General features: G+C 61.7%; 13 protein-coding genes and 1 other RNA gene. 9 read left to right on the forward strand and 5 right to left on the reverse strand.

Annotated elements, in window-relative coordinates:
- Positions 1-21: 21 nt before the first annotated feature.
- Entirely contained in the window at positions 22-1,164 is a 1,143-nt protein-coding gene (locus E4P32_RS18485; RefSeq protein ID WP_116435760.1) for an enoyl-CoA hydratase/isomerase family protein, read from the reverse strand.
- A gap of 77 nt (positions 1,165-1,241) precedes the next feature.
- An RNA gene (gene rnpB, locus E4P32_RS18490) (RNase P RNA component class A) lies at positions 1,242-1,574 on the reverse strand.
- Positions 1,575-1,815: 241 nt separating this feature from the next.
- Here rnpB and E4P32_RS18495 point away from each other — a divergent pair.
- The 4 genes from E4P32_RS18495 (at position 1,816) to E4P32_RS18510 (ending at position 6,210) form a co-directional block, all read left to right on the forward strand.
- On the forward strand, positions 1,816-3,003 hold the full coding sequence (locus E4P32_RS18495; RefSeq protein ID WP_116435761.1) for a branched-chain amino acid ABC transporter substrate-binding protein: 1,188 nt from the start codon (positions 1,816-1,818) through the stop codon (positions 3,001-3,003).
- A 122-nt stretch (positions 3,004-3,125) separates the two neighbouring features.
- A complete protein-coding gene (locus tag E4P32_RS18500) occupies positions 3,126-4,394 on the forward strand; it encodes a D-amino acid dehydrogenase (protein WP_116435762.1) in 1,269 nt (422 codons plus the stop codon).
- A gap of 99 nt (positions 4,395-4,493) precedes the next feature.
- Positions 4,494-5,249, forward strand: a complete 756-nt coding sequence (locus tag E4P32_RS18505; protein WP_116435763.1) for an aldolase/citrate lyase family protein — start codon at positions 4,494-4,496, stop codon at positions 5,247-5,249.
- Positions 5,250-5,532: 283 nt separating this feature from the next.
- Positions 5,533-6,210, forward strand: a complete 678-nt coding sequence (locus E4P32_RS18510; protein WP_116435764.1) for a hypothetical protein — start codon at positions 5,533-5,535, stop codon at positions 6,208-6,210.
- Between the two features lie 44 nt (positions 6,211-6,254).
- On the opposite strand, the gene E4P32_RS18515 is transcribed toward E4P32_RS18510, so the two are convergent.
- From E4P32_RS18515 to E4P32_RS18525, 3 genes are all read right to left on the reverse strand, one after another.
- The gene (locus E4P32_RS18515) at positions 6,255-7,262 is read right to left on the reverse strand and encodes an aldo/keto reductase (protein ID WP_116435765.1); all 1,008 of its coding nucleotides are present in this window, start codon (positions 7,260-7,262) and stop codon (positions 6,255-6,257) included.
- Between the two features lie 79 nt (positions 7,263-7,341).
- Complete coding sequence (locus E4P32_RS18520) at positions 7,342-8,346, reverse strand: AraC family transcriptional regulator (protein ID WP_116435766.1); 1,005 nt, start codon at positions 8,344-8,346, stop codon at positions 7,342-7,344.
- Between the two features lie 779 nt (positions 8,347-9,125).
- Positions 9,126-10,145 carry a LysR family transcriptional regulator gene (locus E4P32_RS18525; protein WP_116435767.1) on the reverse strand — a complete coding sequence of 340 codons (1,020 nt, stop codon included), beginning with the start codon at positions 10,143-10,145 and terminating at the stop codon, positions 9,126-9,128.
- A gap of 342 nt (positions 10,146-10,487) precedes the next feature.
- On the opposite strand from E4P32_RS18525, the gene E4P32_RS18530 reads away from it, so the two are divergent.
- The 5 genes from E4P32_RS18530 (at position 10,488) to E4P32_RS18550 (ending at position 18,174) form a co-directional block, all read left to right on the forward strand.
- A complete protein-coding gene (locus E4P32_RS18530; protein ID WP_116435768.1) occupies positions 10,488-11,330 on the forward strand; it encodes an alpha/beta hydrolase in 843 nt (280 codons plus the stop codon).
- A gap of 11 nt (positions 11,331-11,341) precedes the next feature.
- Entirely contained in the window at positions 11,342-12,565 is a 1,224-nt protein-coding gene (locus E4P32_RS18535) for an efflux RND transporter periplasmic adaptor subunit (RefSeq protein ID WP_116435769.1), read from the forward strand.
- A gap of 63 nt (positions 12,566-12,628) precedes the next feature.
- A complete protein-coding gene (locus tag E4P32_RS18540) occupies positions 12,629-15,841 on the forward strand; it encodes a multidrug efflux RND transporter permease subunit (RefSeq protein ID WP_116435770.1) in 3,213 nt (1,070 codons plus the stop codon).
- A 32-nt stretch (positions 15,842-15,873) separates the two neighbouring features.
- The gene (locus E4P32_RS18545) at positions 15,874-17,427 is read left to right on the forward strand and encodes an efflux transporter outer membrane subunit (RefSeq protein ID WP_116435771.1); all 1,554 of its coding nucleotides are present in this window, start codon (positions 15,874-15,876) and stop codon (positions 17,425-17,427) included.
- Between the two features lie 243 nt (positions 17,428-17,670).
- On the forward strand, positions 17,671-18,174 hold the full coding sequence (locus E4P32_RS18550; RefSeq protein WP_116435772.1) for a DUF1993 domain-containing protein: 504 nt from the start codon (positions 17,671-17,673) through the stop codon (positions 18,172-18,174).
- Positions 18,175-18,321: the final 147 nt, after the last annotated feature.

An 18,321-nucleotide genomic window follows, 5' to 3' on the forward strand; every position in this document is an offset into this window, starting at 1 on the left:
GAGGAAGTCGGGCAGAGTCGGTCAGACCAGGTCCGCCAGCGGATGCTCGCTCGCCGGCCACGGATCGACGAAGAAGCCGTCCACCCATTGCGGTGTGGCGTCGGCCAGGCGCGCCGGATTCCACTTCGGCTGGTGGTCTTTTTCCATGATCAACGCACGGATGCCTTCGACAAAATCCGGGCGCCTCGCGCAGTGCAGCGTCACCACGAATTCCAGGCGGAACACTTCGGCCAGCGACATGTGGCGCACGCGCCGTTGCAACTCCAGCGCCAGCGCAGCCGAGCCGGGGGCGCCGGCGGTCAGCGTGGCAATGGCTTTTTGCAGCCACGGGTTGTCGCTCTTGTGCGCCAGGATCGCGTCGACGATGTCGGGCACGGTCTGGCCGCTGCACAGCGTATTGATCAGATCGAAATTCTCGCGCAGCGCCGAAGGTGCGAACGTCACATCGGCGGCGACGTCGCGCTCGGCTTGCTGCAGGACCCGGCCGAGAACGGCGGCGTCGTCGCCGTCACCCCAATTCTGCAGTTGCAGGGCGTCGATGACCTTTTGCTTGTCGGCGTGGGCGATGCGGTAATCGGCCAGTCCGGTGAATTTGGCGTCTTCCGCGTTCATCAGCGCGCCGGTCAGCGCCAGGAAAGCGCCCAGCTTGCCAGGCGTGCGGCTCAGGAACCAGCTACCGCCGACGTCGGGATACAGGCCGATGGTGATTTCCGGCATGGCCAGGCGCGAGCGCTCGGTGACCACGCGGTGGCTGCAGCCGGCCATCAGGCCGATGCCGCCGCCCATGACGATGCCGTGGCCCCAGCACAGGATCGGCTTGGGATAGGTATGGATTTCGTAATCGAGGCGATATTCGTGTTCGAAGAAGTCAGCCGCGTATTGATTGCCGCGAATGTCGTCGCGCGCCGGCGAGGCGTGGTGCTCGCGCATGCTGGTGTAGATCTTCTGCAGGTCGCCGCCGGCGCAAAAGGCTTTTTCGCCCTGCGCCTGCAACAGCACCATCGCAATCTCGGGATCCCTGGCCCACTGGCGTAGCTGCGGCGTCAGCAGATGCACCATGTCGAGCGACAGCGCATTCAAGGTTTTTTCGGAAGCCAGCGTGGCGACGCCGATACGGCGGCCATTCTGCGTGGCCAGTTCTTCAAACAAAACCGGTTGGCTCATGGGGATCCTGAAGTCTCTTAAATCGTTTTGTGTGACCTCTCCAGCCTCGTGAGCCGGGAGATCGTCTTATATGAATTAAATGAAGCAAGCCGATAGGCCGGATTCTGTTACGACGGTTGCCCGTTATGACAGCCATTCCTCTAGGCCCCGGATTGCTCCGGCGCTCAAGCTCTCTACCCGCACGCTCCGCGAGCAACATCAACGCGTGCCTATTTGAGATTGCTCCGGGTGGAGGTTACCGCGTTTCACCGTAACTTAATACGCTCGTCTCTGTGGCCCTGTTCCTCGCCTTATACCGGCTTGCGCCGGCTTTCAGCGGACGGCCGTTAACCGTCACCCTGCTCTATGGAGTCCGGACCTTCCTCCCGCCATCGCATTACACGATGGCCAGCGGCTGTCTGGCTTGCTTCGGGCGTCATTGTACCTCAGGCACGCCTGCGGCCGGGGGGCTTGCCCAGAGGCATGAATCCGGCAGGCGCCGCATGGCAGGCAAGCAGCGGTAAAAAGTTTATGAGAATTCAACGGCGGCGCTTCAGAGTCGGCATCTTGCGGCCGATAAAGGACTAATGCCTGTTCACTGGAAGGCCCACCATGTCTTCAGGATTGCATTGCATGCACTTGCTTCACCCAACCCAAGGAGGCGTCAAAAAAATGACAACAAACGCCCTGCCGCCCTCGCGCAAGTCAGCCGCGTCCCTGGGATTGGCGCTCTTGTTGACAGCGTTGCTGCCGGCATCCTTGCAGGCCGCCGATGTACGCGACGTGAGACTGGTGCAGATCGGTTTCGCCGGACCGCTTTCCGGCAGTTCCGCGCAAATGGGGCAGAGCCAGGCGCACGCGGTCGAGCTCGCCCTTGCTGAAATCAATGCGCGCGGCGTCACCGCAGGCGGCCGGCCTCTGCTGTTCAAACTGCTGACGCAGGATGACCGTGGCGACATCCACACCGCGACGCTGGTGGCGAACTATCTGGTCAAGTCCGAAGTGGTCGCCGTGATCGGTCATTGGAACACCGCCGCCAGCATGCGCGCCGCTCCCATCTATCACGCCGCCGGCATCGCCCAGATCGCGCCGGGGTCGAGCGGCCGTCAATACACGCAAAACGCTTACGCCGACAGCTTCCGCATCGTCGGCCATGACGACGACGGCGGCCGCTACGCCAGCACCTTCGCCTTGCAGCAACTCAAGGCCAGGCGCATCGCAGTGATCCACGACGACACCGGCTTCGGCACCATGCTGGCGAACCAGTTCATGCAGGGCCTGCAGGGTATGCAAAACCACGGCGGCGCCCTCGTGGCGCAGCAGACGATCAGCAGCAAGACGTCCGACTTCAACGCCGCGCTGACCGAGGTGCGCAACAAGGATGCCGACCTGATCTTCTTCGGCGGCCTCGGACCGCAAGCCGCCGCGCTCAAGCTGGCGATGCGGCGCATGGGTATCAACGCCACGCTGCTGGCGGCCGACGGCATCGTCAGTCCGACCTTCCTGCGGCTGGCGGGTGCCGACGGCGAGGGAACATTCGGCCTCGCACCCGGCCAGGCCCAGGAAAAAATGGCCGGCTGGAAAAAATTCCAGGACAAGTACCTCGCGACCTATGGCGGTCCGGTCGAACTGTTTGCGCCGTTCGCCTATGACGCCGCCTACACCATTGTCGCCGCCATCCAGCAGGCCGACTCGCTGGAACCGGCACGCATCGCGGCAGCGCTGCACAATCTGAAATACAAGGGTCTGACCGGCACGATCGCCTTCGACGGCGAAGGCAATCTGCTCAACCCGGCTTATACGATTTACCAGGTGCGCAGCGGCAAATGGATCCCGGTGCAGGCCTTCGGCGGCAAGTGATCCGATCGCGGTAGCTTGCCCACAATGCCGATTCGGCATACGACAGTAAAACTGAAATTGCGTATAGTTGCCGCTATCCACCACCACCACCGGCGACCGCTCCCGCCCAACAGGAACAAGCAATGCATATTTGCGTACTCGGCGCCGGCGTCATCGGCGTCACCTCAGCGTTTCGTCTGCTCGAAGACGGCCACCAGGTCACCTTGCTGGATGGGCGCGCGCAAGCCGGCGCCGGCACCAGCCTCGGCAACGGCGCCCAGCTGAGTTATTCCTACGTCGCGCCGCTGGCCGATCCGTCGGTATGGACGCACTGGCCGCATTACCTGTTCAGCGCCGACTCGCCGCTGACGCTGAAACCGAAACTCGATCCCGCGCAATGGCGCTGGCTGGTCAAATTCCTCGCCGCCAGCAATGCCGCGCGGGTGCAGCGCACCACCATCGAATTGCTGCAACTGGCGTTCTACAGCCGCGACGAGATGACGCACCTCCTGCAAGCGGCACCGATCGAATTCAACCATCGCACCGCCGGCAAGCTGGTGATGTACACGGATCCGGCCGGACTGGCGTCGGCGCGCAAGCAGATCGCCTTCCAGGCGCAGCACGGCTGCCGGCAGGAAGTGATCGACGCCACGCGCTGCCTGGAAATCGAACCGGCGCTGGGCAAGGCGCGCCGCAACTGGGCCGGCGGTGTTTACACGCCGAGCGAAGAAGCCGGCGACTGCGCGCAGTTTTGCCAGGCGCTGGTCGAGCGCATGCAGGCCAATCCGAACTTCCGCTTCCTGCCGTCCACCACGGTCACGGGTGTGACGATGCGCGACGGCGCCATTGCGTCGGTGCGCACGGGTTCGAGTGCCATCGACGCCGATACATTTGTATTGGCGCTGGGCGCCGACAGTGCCGATTTTGCGCGCCAGGCTGGTTTCGGCTTGCCGCTGTATCCGCTCAAGGGTTACAGCATCACCGTACCGCTCGACGACGCGATGTCGCAAGCGGCAGCACCGCAAGTCTCGATCACCGACATCTCGCGCAAGATCGTCTATGCGCGCCTGGGCAACCGCCTGCGCGTGGCCGGCCGCGTCGAGTTGGTCGGCATGGACACGAGCATTCCGCAACGCGCCGTCGATGAACTGAGCAACGGCGCCGACGAGCTGTTCCCGGGCAGCATCCACGCCGGCAATGCCGCACGCTTGTCGCCGTGGGCCGGCTTCCGCCCCGCCACGCCGAGCGGGGTGCCGGTCATCGGTGCGTCGCCGGTCAAAAATCTCTATCTGAACATCGGCCAGGGCGCGCTCGGCTGGACGCTGGCGTGCGGCAGCGCAGCCATGCTGGCGGCGCAGATCGGCGGTCGCAAGACGACGATCGACGACGCGCCGTTCCGTTACGCCCGATAGTTTTCAACGCTGCCTTCCGGCGATTTATCCGCAGCCCTGCATCATCGGCGGAATCCGCATACCATATCCGGACCACCCAATAACGATATGGAGACCGGAATGCGGCAAAACCCCCTGCGCACCTTGTTCGCGCAAAAGAAACTGGCCCTCAACGGCTGGGCGTCCATCGGCAATTCTTTCCTCGCCGAAGTAGTCGCCGATTGCGGCTATGACGCCGTCACCGTCGACTTGCAACACGGCCTGTTCTCGATCGAATCGGCGGTGCCGATGCTGCAGGCGATCTCCACCACCAATGCCGCGCCGCTGGTGCGCTGCTCCGAAAACGGCCTCGGTGAAATCAACAAGCTGCTCGACGCCGGCGCCTACGGCGTGATCTGCCCGCTCATCAACAGCAAGGAAGACGCCGAACGTTTCGTGCGCGCCTGTCATTACTCGCCACGCGGCGGCCGCAGCTACGGACCGGCGCGCGGCGTACTGTACGGCGGCAAGGATTATTTCGAACACGCCAACCGCACCGTGCTCACGCTGGCCATGATTGAAACCCGCCAGGGCCTGGCGGCGGTGGAAGACATCCTCTCGGTGCCGGATCTCGACGGCATCTTCATCGGCCCCAGCGACCTCGCCATCGAACTCGGCCTGACGCCGGATTCATGGAGCGACGACAAGGTCGACCAGGCCATCAAGCACCTCATTGAAGTCTCGCACGCACGCGGAAAATACGTCGGCATCTTCTGCGGCTCCGTGGAAATGGCGGAACGCATGAAGGCCTACGGTGTCGACATGCTGACACCGGGAACCGACGTGCAGCTGTTGCGCGCTGAAACCAGCCGCCGCATCAATATTCTGCGCGGCTGACCCGACTTGTCTACGGCCGCCGTCATCTCACGACGACGGCCGTTGTGGTTCCCGCAAGAACCTAAAAACCACACCCATCTCCTCCTGATTCGATACGTTCGTCGTAAGACAAAGATCTTGCGATGGAAGTTATTTTGTTTTTCAAACGAAAAACAGATTTTTGAGAATTGTCCTATTTAAGCGTCCTGAACTAACTCGCATAATCGTGACCGCGACATCGATGAACGGCTCGCCCATCTCGGGCCAGGGCCGCGTCATTCAAGGGAAACGAAGGGGTAACATCATGACGCTATCAAGGAACAAGCTCATTCTCGCCGCGGCCGCGGTGCTGTCGGCGGCAGTCGTGCTGACCACCTGCCACGACCATGAGCGCGACAGTGCGCTCGCCCGGTCGACCGTGGCTGCGCCGGAAGAACCAGCGACTGCATGGGAGCGCATCAGCGACAGCACCGCCCAGCGCGAAGCCGAGTTGGCGTACCGCGCCTGCGCGCGTGAAGCGGCGCTGCGCCACCTGCCGGTGAGGGAATTCCCCGAGACCAGCGAACGCGTGACCTACCTCAATGAACACGGCAAGCGCATCAAGCGCTCGGAGCACGTCGGCGTCGCCATCGACAACATGCAGGTCGACAACGGCTGCGCCACGCAGATCGTGCGCAGCGTCAGCATCGATGTGCTGTCGGACCACGAATACGGCGGCCTGACGCCGGATGAAACCGGCCGCACCGTGGTCGACGATTCCAGCCGGCGCGTGCTGCCTGCGGGTGAGGCCCGGATACAGCTGGCCATCAGCCGCAAGGCACTGCCTCCCGCGAGCTGCACCTTCACGCGCGACGTTGGCATGCAGAGTCACTTCATGATGCTGAATTTGTGCTGGCACGAAGAAAAACGCGCCGAAACGGCGCGCCAGGAAGAACTTCTGCTGCAGCCGAAGAAAGCTGCGCGACCCGCCGCCGCCAGCTGAAACGAGCCTGGCGGAGGTCGGAAAAATCCGAGGGTCAATCCAATTTACTTGACCGCGACGCGTCCGAAGAACGGATAGCTCGGATCGTTGTAACCCGGCGTCGATGAATGACCCGGCGTCACCAGGCTGTCGATCAGTGCCTCTTCTTCGGCGCTGATCTTCAACTCCACCGCATCGTAATAGTCTTCCATCTGGGCCAGGGTGCGCGGTCCGGCGATCACGCTGCTGATCGTCGAATTGGCCAGCACCCACGCCGTCGCAAATTGCCCGAGCTTGACGCCACGCGCAGCGCAATGCTGCTGCAATTTCTCGGCGATGACCAACGACTCTTCACGGAATTCGGTTTCCAGGATGCGCTTGTCGCCGCGACCGGCGCGCGTGTCTTGCGCCGGCTTCTGACCCGGTTTGTATTTGCCGGTCAGCACGCCGCGTGCGATCGGGCTGTAAGGCACCACACCGAGGCCGTAGTTGGCGCAGGCCGGCAGGATTTCCACTTCGGGCATGCGGTTCAACAGGTTGTAATACGGCTGGCACACCAGCGGCAGCGGCACATTGTTCTTCTCGCACAGGCGCGCGATCTCGGCGATGCGCCAGCCGCGGAAATTGGAGACACCGAAGCCGCGGATCTTGCCGGCACGGATCAGGTCGCCCAGCGCCTGGATAGCCTCTTCCAGGTTTTCTTCGTGGTAATCGCGATGCATGTACAGCACATCGAGATAATCGGTATCGAGGCGGCGCAGGATGTTGTCGGTCTCGGTGACAATCCAGTGGCGCGAATAGTGCGACTGATTCGGCGCACTAGTCATGGCGTTGCCCAGCTTGCTCGCCAATACCCAATCGCTGCGCTGTCCTTGCAGCAGCTTGCCGACCATCTCCTCCGACTTACCCTTGCTGTAGACGTCAGCGGTGTCGATAAAGTTGACGCCATGCTCGCGCGCCGAGGCGACGATGCTGCGCGCTTCGTCAATCGGCGTCTGGTCGCCGAACATCATGGTGCCCAGGCACAGGGCCGAGACTTTCAGGTTGCTTTTGCCGAGGCGTCGATATTGCATGGGATGTCTCCGTTGGGAAGATGCGTTCTGTAAAGGAAGATGATTCTAGCCTCTTGCCGGGAATCGCGTTGGCGACTGCCTACAATGCAGGCGCTTCCTCTTCCAGCCAACGCCGCTTGTCCCGCAGCGGCGGCGCGCCGAACATGCGGCTGTACTCGCGACTGAATTGCGACGGACTTTCGTAACCGACCGTCTGCGACGCCGTAGCCACGCTGACGTCGTCGGCCAGCATCAGCCGGCGCGCTTCCTGCAAGCGCAGGTTCTTTTGATATTGCAGCGGACTCATCGCCGTCACTACCTTGAAATGATGATGCAGCGACGACACGCTCATGTGCACGTCGCGCGCGATGTCGTCCACGCGCAGCGGCTGAGCGAAGCTTTCCTTCATCATGCGGATGGCCTTGGCGATGCGGTTCATCTGGCTGTCCTGCAGCACGGTCTGGCGCAGCAGGGCGCCCTGGCCGTTCATCAGCAGGCGGTACAGGATTTCTCGTTTGACCATCGGCGCCAGGATCGGGATGTCGCGCGGCGTGTCCAGCAGGCGCAACAGCCGCAGCACCGCATCCAGCAACGTGATGTCGAGACGATTGACGAACAGGCCGCGCGACGCGTCCGACGGAATGCCCTGCGGCAGATGCTCGTCGCCGATCAGCGAACCGATTTCGCGGGTGTCGAGATCGATGCGCAAACCCAGGTAAGGCGTCTCCGGACTGCTCATCGTCACCTTGCCCACCATCGGCAAATCCACCGACGACACCAGATAGTGCATCGGATCGTAATCATAGACGTCGTCGCCGACGTACAAACGCTTGGCGCCCTGGGCGATCACGGAGAACACCGGCTTTTGCACCGCGTGCTTGGGCCCCTGGGGATTGGTGATGCGATGCAGGAAGAAGCCGTCGATGCCGGTTTCCAACGAGCCTTCGGCGCCTTCGGTCAGGCGTGCAATCAAGGTAACCAGCTCGCGCTGTGCCGCACACAGGCGCTCGTCGGCTTCACCGTCCAGGTTCGGGGGCGCGGATGACCCGGGCGCAGGCAAGCCGGCGTCGTAGTCGATGTCGGTGGGGGCGTCGTTCAGATCCATGTCGGTTCCGGGTAAGAAGAGTGGAAGCAGCCAGCTTACTCCAGCTTACCGACTTGCCTGAATCTCCACTGCATCCAACTGGAGAAATAGGCAAATAATCAGGAGAATTGGGTATCCGAGCCGGATTCGGCGGTGGAATTTGCACTAGGCAAGAAGGCAGCCTCTGCGTAACGGGGTACGACATTGCATTTCCGTCCATCTGCACATCACCGGCCAGAAAGCCACACCCTGCCTGATGCAGGGCGACCGTCTTCCGGCTTGCTCGTGTTTGTGTAAGCGCCCGTTTTTTGCCGATCATGTCGCCCGCAAGACTATCCAACGCGAGCGAAATCGAATCCGAAAATCGCAAAAACTGCCTGATTCACCATCACACTGGAGAATCAGGCAAATATTCAGCAGCTTTCAGCAAACAGAAATTGCTGCGCTGCGCGCATAATCTGTTCACGCCCAAATACACGATTCCACACGATTCAAACTGTCCGTCGCTCCGCTTCCGGTCCGACCATGCAGGACAGTGCTTCACCGGACCGCCGATTACCGGCGCGCACATTCGCGCTGCCGCCTCGGCTCTTCAGCAACCTTCCAGACACCATCGACCCGACACTTTTCGCCATTTCCGGCGGAAGGACACGCTGCTTTCTTCATTCTGCAGCGCGCGGCCTCGTCGATGTCCGGCCAACCAGGGATTCAACATGCAAGCGATCGCCCACGCAAAAACAGCGACGCGCCTGAAATCAGGCGGGCCGCTGCATGGAAAACCGAATGAACTGAACTGCGTTCTAGAACACGCTTTCGGCGATATTGTGCTGTTCGATGACGGCGCGAATGGTGTTGCTCTCCGGCTTGCTGGTGAAATGAGATTCCTTGGCGTCGGGCGCAATACCCATCTGGCAGCCCTTCTGCAGCGGGCAGGTGGCGAACAGTTCGGCGACCCAGTCGACGAAGGCGCGCACCTTGGGCGACAAGTGGCGGTTGTGCAGGTAGACCACCGAAATTGCCATCGGCACCGGCTTCCACTGCGACAAAATTTCCACCAGCCGGCCATCTTCGAGGAACGGCTGGATCATGTACAGCGGCGCCTGGACCAGGCCGAAACCCTGCAGCGCACAAGCGACATAGGCATCGCCGTCGTTGACCGACAACTTGCCGGCCATCTTCACTTCCTGGGTGACGCCGTCGACCATGAAGTCCCAGTCAATGGTGCGGCCGGTGCGGCTGGAGAAGTAGTGCACCGACTTGTGGTTCTGCAGGTCTTCGATGGTGTGCGGCATGCCGTGGCGCTCGAAGTAAGTGGGCGAACCGCAGGTCACCGCCTGGAAGGTGCCGATACGGCGCGCCACCATGCTCGAATCCTGCAGGTCGCCGACGCGGATCACGCAGTCGACCGCCTCTTGCACCATGTCGACCGGACGGTCGCTCATGCCCATGACCAGCTCAATGTCCGGGTACTTGCTATAGAAGTCGCACAGATTGGGCAGCAACAGCAAGCGGCCGATCGATGCCGGCACGTCGATGCGCAGGCGCCCCTGCGGGCCGCGCGTGACGTTGCGGAACGAGGCCTCGGTCTCGTCGACCTCGGCCAGGATGCGCACGCAGCGCTCGTAATAAGCGGCGCCGTCGGGCGTGAGGCTGATGCGGCGCGTGGTGCGGTTGAGCAGGCGCACCTGCAACAAACTCTCCAGGCCCTGAACAATCGTCGTCACCGTGGTGCGCGGCAAATTGAGATTGTCGGCGGCGCGCGTGAAGCTGTTGGCGTCGACCACGGCGCTGAAGACCTGCATTGCTTGAAATCTGTCCATCTGATTCTCCTGAGCAACGATTTTGTCGTCGCATTTGTACAAATCACGTCCCGCGATTGTTTTGCAACAGCGGTAAAAGCGTGTTTTTCACTGCCAATTTGCCATCTTTTGCTGCCATTGGCGGGCTTTATCGCGCTTTCCAAGGTTTATCCAAAAACATTGGAGAACCGCATCGGCATTGACCGCGCGCCGATTTATCTCAAACTAATTCGAGTATTTTACGCCGATTGTTCGAACTCGGCGAACAGTGTTGTTGGATTTGCCTGCTTTATCCGCCCGCATGCTGTGGCGCACAATCCGCTTCAACTTAGCGAATCCGGCGTTAACCGCCGCCCAAATATTATGGAAGTCGAACAAGCTTCAACCGTCACCAACTTCACCGTCCCCGGTCCGATCGGCGCAATTCCCGTACGCCTGTATCAACCGCAAGGCCGCGTGAAAAGCGGCGACCTGCAAGCGCTGGTGCTGTACTTCCACGGCGGCGGTTTCGTCTCCGGCGGTTTGGACGACGCCGACCTGCAAGCCCGCTACATCGCAGAGCACAGCCGTGCCGTGGTGCTGTCGGTGGCCTATGCACTGGCCCCGGCCAAGCCGTTCCCGGCCGCGCCGGAAGACGCCTACGCCGCCGCCTGCTGGGCCGTCAAGAACGCCGGCATGCTGCACATCGATCCGCACCAGATCGCCGTTGCCGGTGACGACGCCGGCGGCAACCTGGCGGCCAGCCTGACCATGATCACGCGTGACCGCTGCTCGGCGCCGTTCGTCGCGCAAGTGCTGATCAGCCCGATGCTCGACCCCAGCATGACCTTGCTGGGCGACGCCAAACGCCTGAACTCGGACATGACCGCCGAAGCCTGCGCGCTGCGTTATCGCCAGTACCTGCCGCAGACCATGCAACGCCTGCACCCGTACGCCGCGCCGCTGGAAGCCAGCCGCCTGGCCGGATTGCCGCCGGCCTACATCGCCACGGCCGGCTGCGACGTGCTGCACACCGAAGCGGAAAAATACGCCGCCTCGCTGATCCACGCCGGCGTGCATACGCAAGTCGCGCGCTTCGCCGGCATCACGCACGACGCGCTGCGCAGCCATATTCCTTTGCTTAAAGAAATCGTCGAATTCCTGCGTCGTCGCTTCAGTGCGATCGCAGGCCCAACAAACCCAGCTCTCCAATTCCAACCGTCTTAATGAGGTCCATCATGTCCAGCAAAATTACCTTGCGTCACCGCTACACCGTCACGGCCGCCGTGTTCGCCGTCATCGCCATCGCCGTCGCCGGCACCCTGTCCGCCATCGGCGTCGACTCCACCGCCAACGCGCAGCAAGCGCCGCAAGCGGCCGGCGTCGATGTCGCCGAAGTCGTCAGCAAACAGATCACCGACTGGCAGCAATATTCCGGTCGCCTCGAAGCAGTCGACCGCGTCGAGATCCGTCCGCTGGTGTCCGGCACCCTGACCGCCGTCCACTTCAAGGATGGCGCCATGGTCAAGAAGGGTGACGTGCTGTTCACCATCGATCCGCGTCCCTACGCCGCTGAAGTCGCCCGCGCACAAGCGCAGTTGGCCGGCGCCGAAGCCCGTGCCGCCTACACCGCCTCGGATGTGGCGCGCGGTCAACGCCTGCTGGGCGACAACGCCATCGCCAAGCGCGACTACGAAGAAAAGCAGAACGCTTCCCGTGAAGCCGCCGCCAACGTGCAAGCTGCGCAAGCCGCCCTGCGTTCGGCCAAGCTGAACCTGGAATACACGCAAATCGTCGCACCGGTCTCCGGCCGCATGTCGCGCGCCGAAGTCACCGTCGGCAACATCGTTTCGGTCGGCTCCGCAACACCGTCGCTGTCGACACTGGTATCGATGTCGAAGATCTACGCATCGTTCGACGTCGATGAGCAAAGCTTCCTGAAGTACGTCAATCCGGCACGCGCCAAGGGCACCTCGGTCGCGGTTTTCCTGGGCCTGGCCAATGAAGATGCTTACTCGCGCGAAGGCAAGGTCGGTTCGATCGACAACCGCGTCGACACCTCCTCCGGCACGATCCGCGTGCGCGCTGTCTTCGACAACGCCGACGGCCAGTTGCTGCCGGGTCTGTATGCCCGCATCCGCCTCGGCGGCGGCGCCCCGCGCGACGCTCTGCTAGTCGATGAAAAAGCGCTCGGCACCGATCAGGACAAGCGCTTCGTGCTGGTGCTCGACAAGGACAACCACGCTACTTACCGTGAAGTCCGCGTCGGCGCCAACCAGGATGGCCTGCGCGTGATCGAAAGCGGTCTGAAGTCGGGTGAACGCATCGTCGTCAACGGCCTGCAACGCGTCCGTCCGGGCGACACCGTGGCGCCGAATCTGGTGCCGATGGTGAAGGTTGCCAGCGCTGCGGGTGCACCTACACCTGCATCTGCAGCGGTCAAGACCGACAAGAAAGCTTAAACAAGATCGATCCAAAAGATCCGCATCAAAGTTTGCATCAAAAATTATCAACGGGGAATTCCCATGAATATTTCTAAATTCTTTATCGACCGCCCGATTTTTGCGGGCGTGCTGTCGATACTGCTGCTGCTGGCCGGGGTGTTGGCCATGTTCCAGCTGCCCATTTCCGAATATCCGGAAGTGGTGCCGCCATCGGTCGTGGTGCGCGCGTCGTATCCGGGCGCCAATCCGAAGGTCATCGCAGAAACCGTGGCTTCGCCATTGGAAGAGCAGATCAACGGCGTGGAAAACATGCTGTACATGCAGTCGCAGGCCAACAGCGACGGCAACCTGACCATCACCGTCAACTTCCGTCTCGGCGTTGACCCGGACAAGGCCCAGCAACTGGTGCAGAACCGTGTTGCGCAAGCCTTGCCGCGTCTGCCTGAAGACGTGCAGCGTCTGGGCGTGACGACAATCAAGAGCTCGCCGACGCTGACCATGGTGGTCCACTTGATCTCGCCGGACAACCGCTACGACACCACCTATCTGCGCAACTACGCCGTGCTGAACGTGAAAGACCGCCTGGCGCGTATCCAGGGCGTCGGTGAAGTCGGCCTGTTCGGTTCCGGTAACTATTCGATGCGCGTCTGGCTGGATCCGAACAAGGTCTCGCAACGCGGCCTGACCGCGAGCGACGTCATCAAGTCGATCCGTGAACAGAACGTGCAGGTTGCCGCCGGTGTGATCGGCGCGTCGCCAAGCTCGCCTGACGTGCCGGTGCAATTGTCCGTCAATGCACAAGGCCGCCTGAAGACTGAAGAAGATTTCCGCGAAATCATCCTCAAGAGCGATGCCGGCGGCGCCATCACCAAGCTGGGCGACGTTGCCCGCGTCGAGCTGGCCGCCTCCGAATACGGCCTGCGCTCGCTGCTGGACAACAAGCCTGCGGTGGCGATTCCGATCTTCCAGGCGCCCGGCGCCAATGCGCTGGACGTGTCGACGCAAGTGCGCGCCGCGATGAAGGACCTGTCGAAAGACTTCCCGTCGTCGGTCGAGTACAAGATCGTCTATGACCCGACCCAGTTTGTGCGCGCCAGTATCGAAGCGGTGGTGCACACCCTGCTCGAAGCGATTGCACTGGTCGTGATCGTGGTGATCATCTTCCTGCAAACCTGGCGCGCTTCGATCATTCCGCTGCTGGCCGTGCCGGTGTCGATTGTCGGTACCTTCTCGCTGATGCTGGGCTTCGGTTATTCCATCAACGCCCTGTCGCTGTTCGGCATGGTGCTCGCCATCGGGATTGTGGTCGACGATGCCATTGTGGTGGTGGAGAACGTCGAGCGGAACATCGGCGCCGGTCTGAGTCCGCGTGAAGCGACTTACCGCGCCATGCAGGAAGTGTCCGGTCCGATCGTCGCGATTGCGCTGACGCTGGTGGCGGTGTTCGTTCCGCTGGCCTTCATGACGGGTCTGACCGGTCAGTTCTACAAACAGTTTGCGATGACGATTGCGATTTCGACCGTGATCTCCGCGTTCAACTCGCTGACCTTGTCGCCTGCACTGGCTGCCATGCTGCTCAAGGGCCACGGCGCCAAGCCGGACTGGCTGACGCGTCAGATGGATCGCTACCTCGGTGGTTTCTTCGTCCGCTTCAACCGTTTCTTCAACCGCGCTTCCGAGGGTTACAGCAAAGGCGTGACCGGCGTAATCTCGCGCAAGGCCTCGGCCATGGGCGTCTACGTTGTCCTGCTGGCGGCGACCATCGGTATTGCCTACATCGTGCCGGGTGGCTTCGTGCCGGGCCAGGACAAGCAATACCTGGTGGCCTTCGCGCAATTACCTAACGGCGCCTCGATTGACCGCAGTGAAGACGTAATGCGCAAGATGAGCGACATCATGCTGAAGGAACCAGGCGTGGACAGCGCGATCGCCTTCCCTGGTCTGTCGATCAACGGCTTCACCAACAGCTCCTCCGCCGGTATCGTCTTCGTTGGTCTGAAACCGTTCGATGAACGCAAGAGCAAGGAACTGTCGGGCACCGCCATCGCCACTTCGCTGAACAAGAAATTCGGCGGCATCAAGGAAGCCTTCACGGCCGTGTTCCCACCGCCGCCGGTGATGGGTCTGGGTACGCTGGGCGGCTTCAAGATGCAGATCGAAGATCACGGCGCCGTCGGTTACGCTGAACTCGACGCCGCGGCACAAGCCTTCATGCAGGCCGCCAAGAAAGAACCTGCACTGGGTCCGATGTTCTCGAGCTATCAGATCAACGTGCCGCAACTGGACGTCGAACTCGACCGCGTGAAAGCCAAGCAACTCGGCATTCCCGTGACCGACGTGTTCAACACCATGCAGATCTATCTGGGTTCGCTGTACGTCAACGACTTCAACCGTTTCGGCCGCGTTTATCAAGTGCGTGCCCAGGCTGATGCACCGTTCCGCGCCAAGGCCGATGACATCGGTCAGCTCAAGACCCGCAATGCCGCAGGCGACATGGTGCCGCTGTCTTCAGTGGTCAAGGTCAAGCAGACCTTCGGTCCTGAAATGGTGGTGCGTTACAACGGCTTCACCGCTGCCGACATCAACGGCGGCCCGGCTCCCGGCTACTCGTCGGATCAGGCCGAAAAAGCAGCTGAACGCGTTGCCAAAGCAACCCTGCCACGCGGCGTGCGTTTCGAATGGACTGACCTGACTTATCAGAAGATCCTCGCAGGCAATGCCGGCGTGTGGGTGTTCCCGATCAGTGTGCTGCTGGTGTTCCTGGTGCTGGCTGCGCTGTATGAAAGCCTGACCCTGCCGCTGGCCGTGATCCTGATCGTGCCGATGAGCATCCTGGCGGCGCTGACCGGTGTCTGGCTGACCAAGGGCGACAACAACATCTTCACCCAGATCGGTCTGATGGTGCTGGTGGGGCTGTCGGCGAAGAACGCGATCCTGATCGTCGAATTCGCCCGCGAACTGGAACTGCAAGGCAGCACCGTGATCCGTGCCGCGATCGACGCGAGCCGTCTGCGTCTGCGTCCGATCCTGATGACCTCGATCGCTTTCATCATGGGCGTGGTGCCGCTGGTGACATCGTCGGGCGCCGGTTCGGAAATGCGCCATGCGATGGGTATCGCGGTGTTCTTCGGCATGCTGGGCGTGACGCTGTTCGGTCTGTTCCTGACACCGGTGTTCTATGTGCTGCTGCGCAGCATCGGCGGCAGCAAGAAACTGCACTCCGCACACAAGCATGAAGCGCCGCTGACTGCAGGTTCGCATGTTGCAGCTGCTGATCCGCACGACGCCCGTTAATCCGGACATCGTGACTGATAAAGGAAAATAAAATGAACGCACTATCAATCAACAACTTCGGAGGCCTGGGCGACAAGCTGCTCAAGCCGCTCCAAGGTTTCAGAACTAGTTCGGCCCTGCTGGCAGCAATGCTGGTACTGGCAGGCTGCTCGCTGGCGCCGACTTACGAACGCCCTGCGGTGAACACCTCGGTCGCCTTCAAGGAAGCTGCGGACGCAAAAGCGGCTTCCGACTGGAAGACCGCACAACCTGCGGAAGACCTGGCCCGCGGCGAATGGTGGAAGATCTTCAACGATGAAGGCCTCAACGCCCTGGAAGCCCAGGCGCTCGACGCCAATCAGAACCTGAAGGCCGCCGCCGCCCGCCTGAGCCAGTCGCGCGCACTGCGCCAGGACGCCCGCTCCGGTCTGTTCCCGCAAGTCAACGCCGGCTTCGGCGCGACCCGTCAACGTCCATCGCCGGCCTCACAAGGTCTGGCGCCGGATGCCAACACCACGCCGAACACCCTCTGGCGTGCACAGTTGGGCGTGTCGTATGAAGCCGACCTGTTCGGTCGCGTCGCCTCCACCGTGGATGCCGCCACCGCCGATGCACAACGCAGCGAAGCGTTGTTCCACTCGGTGCGCCTGGCACTGCAAGCCGACGTCGCCCAGCAATATTTCCTGCTGCGCGAACTGGATGCCGAGCAAGAGCTGTACAGCGGCACCGTCGATCTGCGCACGCAATCGCTGAAGCTGGTGCAACGCCGTTTCGATGAAGGCGACATCAGCGAAGTCGACGTCGCCCGCGCCAAGTCCGAGCTGGCTTCCGCACAATCGGAGTCCTTCGGCATCGCCCGTCAGCGCGCCAATGCAGAACACGCACTGGCGATCCTGCTAGGCAAGACGCCGGCCGAGTTCGACTTCAAGCCGCAACCGCTGCAACGTCTGTCGATCACGATTCCCGCCGGCCTGCCGTCCGACCTGCTGGAACGCCGTCCCGACATCGCCGCTGCTGAACGCGCCATGGCAGCCGCCAATGCCCGCGTCGGCGTGGCCCGTTCGGCCTGGTTCCCGCGTCTGGATCTGACCGGCGGTCTCGGTTATGAATCGGCCAAGCTGGGCGACCTGTTCAACTGGTCCAGCCGCACCTTCCTGCTGGGTCCGTTGGTGGGCACTGCGCTGACCTTGCCGATCTTCGACGGTGGCCGTCGTGAAGCCGGCGTCAATCGTGCCCGCGCTGCCTACGAAGAAGATGTCGCCAACTATCGCCAGACCGTCCTGACGGCCTTCGGCGAAGTCGAAGACAACCTCGCCAGCCTGCGCATCCTGGGCGACCAGACCCGCGCGCAGGACGACGCGGTGTCGGCTTCCAACCGCGCCGCACGACTGTCGCATGTGCAGTACCGCGAAGGTTCGGTCAGCTACTTCAACGTGATCGACGCCGACCGCACCGTGCTGCAACAACAGCGCGCTGCAGTTCAGCTCGACGGCGAACGCGCACGCTCGACCGTCAACCTGATCCGCGCACTCGGCGGCGGCTGGCATGGCCCGTCGGCGCCTACCGATACACAGGCGAAGAACGACGCGGCCGGCAACAAGATGTAAGTATCTAAGTATGTAAGGGCGGTCCACTGCCATAGATGCCGTGGACCGCCATGAGGTGTTTCGTCCCCTTGCCGACCGGAGCGGTTGCCCATGCCGAGCTGGTCGGCTTTTTTATTCCCTGCGGCGGTGTTGCATTGTCTCTATGATGGACAAGTCAAATAGCCGTTGTTGTTCCCTGTTGTCATTAAAAAATGGCAGGCGTCATTGACGTCGCCAATCATTTCATTCATTCCAGGAGTCACCATGTCGCTCACCATGCATCAGATTTCCATTCCCGTCTTCATCCGCGCGCTGAACAATCTGTCGGGCTTGCTCAACAAGGCCGTCGCCCACGTTGAAGAAAACAAGCTCGATCCGGACACCCTCCTGACCGCGCGCCTGTTCGAAGACATGTACCCGCTGACCGGACAGATCCAGCGCGCCAGCGATGCCGCCAAGTTCGCCGCCTCGCGTTTGTCGGCGGTCCAGCCGCCCAGCTTCGCCGACGAAGAAACCACCTTCCCGCAATTGCAGGAGCGCATCGCCAAGACCATCGCCTTCCTCGAGACCGTGACGCCGGAACAATTCGAAGGCAGTGCAGAACGCGAGATCATCATCAAGCTGCGCGGCAATGAAACCAAATTCACCGGCCAGGCTTACCTGCTGACCTTCGCGCTGCCGAACTTCCTGTTCCACGTCACCACCGCCTACGACATCCTGCGTCACAAGGGCGTGAAGATCGGCAAGATGGATTACCTCGGGTTTTAGTTAGTAGTCCGACGCCCGTTCATTGAAAAAAACCAGCCTGGAGCTGGTTTTTTTCGTTGGAGATGAGCAAATTTCAAGACCAACTTGGCAATACTAAGTCATCGCAAGAATAGTTCTGAATATATACAAGCCCTCAAGGCAAGGTGA

Source organism: Herbaspirillum sp. 3R11, from assembly GCF_004563925.1.
Lineage (GTDB): Bacteria > Pseudomonadota > Gammaproteobacteria > Burkholderiales > Burkholderiaceae_D > Herbaspirillum.

Excerpts from the sequence above, each read along its gene's own strand:
- E4P32_RS18485 (WP_116435760.1), bottom strand. The coding sequence starts at position 1,164 with ATGAGCCAACCGGTTTTGTTTGAAGAACTGGCCACGCAGAATGGCCGC.
- E4P32_RS18495 (WP_116435761.1), top strand. The coding sequence starts at position 1,816 with ATGACAACAAACGCCCTGCCGCCCTCGCGCAAGTCAGCCGCGTCCCTG.
- E4P32_RS18500 (WP_116435762.1), top strand. The coding sequence starts at position 3,126 with ATGCATATTTGCGTACTCGGCGCCGGCGTCATCGGCGTCACCTCAGCG.
- E4P32_RS18505 (WP_116435763.1), top strand. The coding sequence starts at position 4,494 with ATGCGGCAAAACCCCCTGCGCACCTTGTTCGCGCAAAAGAAACTGGCC.
- E4P32_RS18510 (WP_116435764.1), top strand. The coding sequence starts at position 5,533 with ATGACGCTATCAAGGAACAAGCTCATTCTCGCCGCGGCCGCGGTGCTG.
- E4P32_RS18515 (WP_116435765.1), bottom strand. The coding sequence starts at position 7,262 with ATGCAATATCGACGCCTCGGCAAAAGCAACCTGAAAGTCTCGGCCCTG.
- E4P32_RS18520 (WP_116435766.1), bottom strand. The coding sequence starts at position 8,346 with ATGGATCTGAACGACGCCCCCACCGACATCGACTACGACGCCGGCTTG.
- E4P32_RS18525 (WP_116435767.1), bottom strand. The coding sequence starts at position 10,145 with ATGGACAGATTTCAAGCAATGCAGGTCTTCAGCGCCGTGGTCGACGCC.
- E4P32_RS18530 (WP_116435768.1), top strand. The coding sequence starts at position 10,488 with ATGGAAGTCGAACAAGCTTCAACCGTCACCAACTTCACCGTCCCCGGT.
- E4P32_RS18535 (WP_116435769.1), top strand. The coding sequence starts at position 11,342 with ATGTCCAGCAAAATTACCTTGCGTCACCGCTACACCGTCACGGCCGCC.
- E4P32_RS18540 (WP_116435770.1), top strand. The coding sequence starts at position 12,629 with ATGAATATTTCTAAATTCTTTATCGACCGCCCGATTTTTGCGGGCGTG.
- E4P32_RS18545 (WP_116435771.1), top strand. The coding sequence starts at position 15,874 with ATGAACGCACTATCAATCAACAACTTCGGAGGCCTGGGCGACAAGCTG.
- E4P32_RS18550 (WP_116435772.1), top strand. The coding sequence starts at position 17,671 with ATGTCGCTCACCATGCATCAGATTTCCATTCCCGTCTTCATCCGCGCG.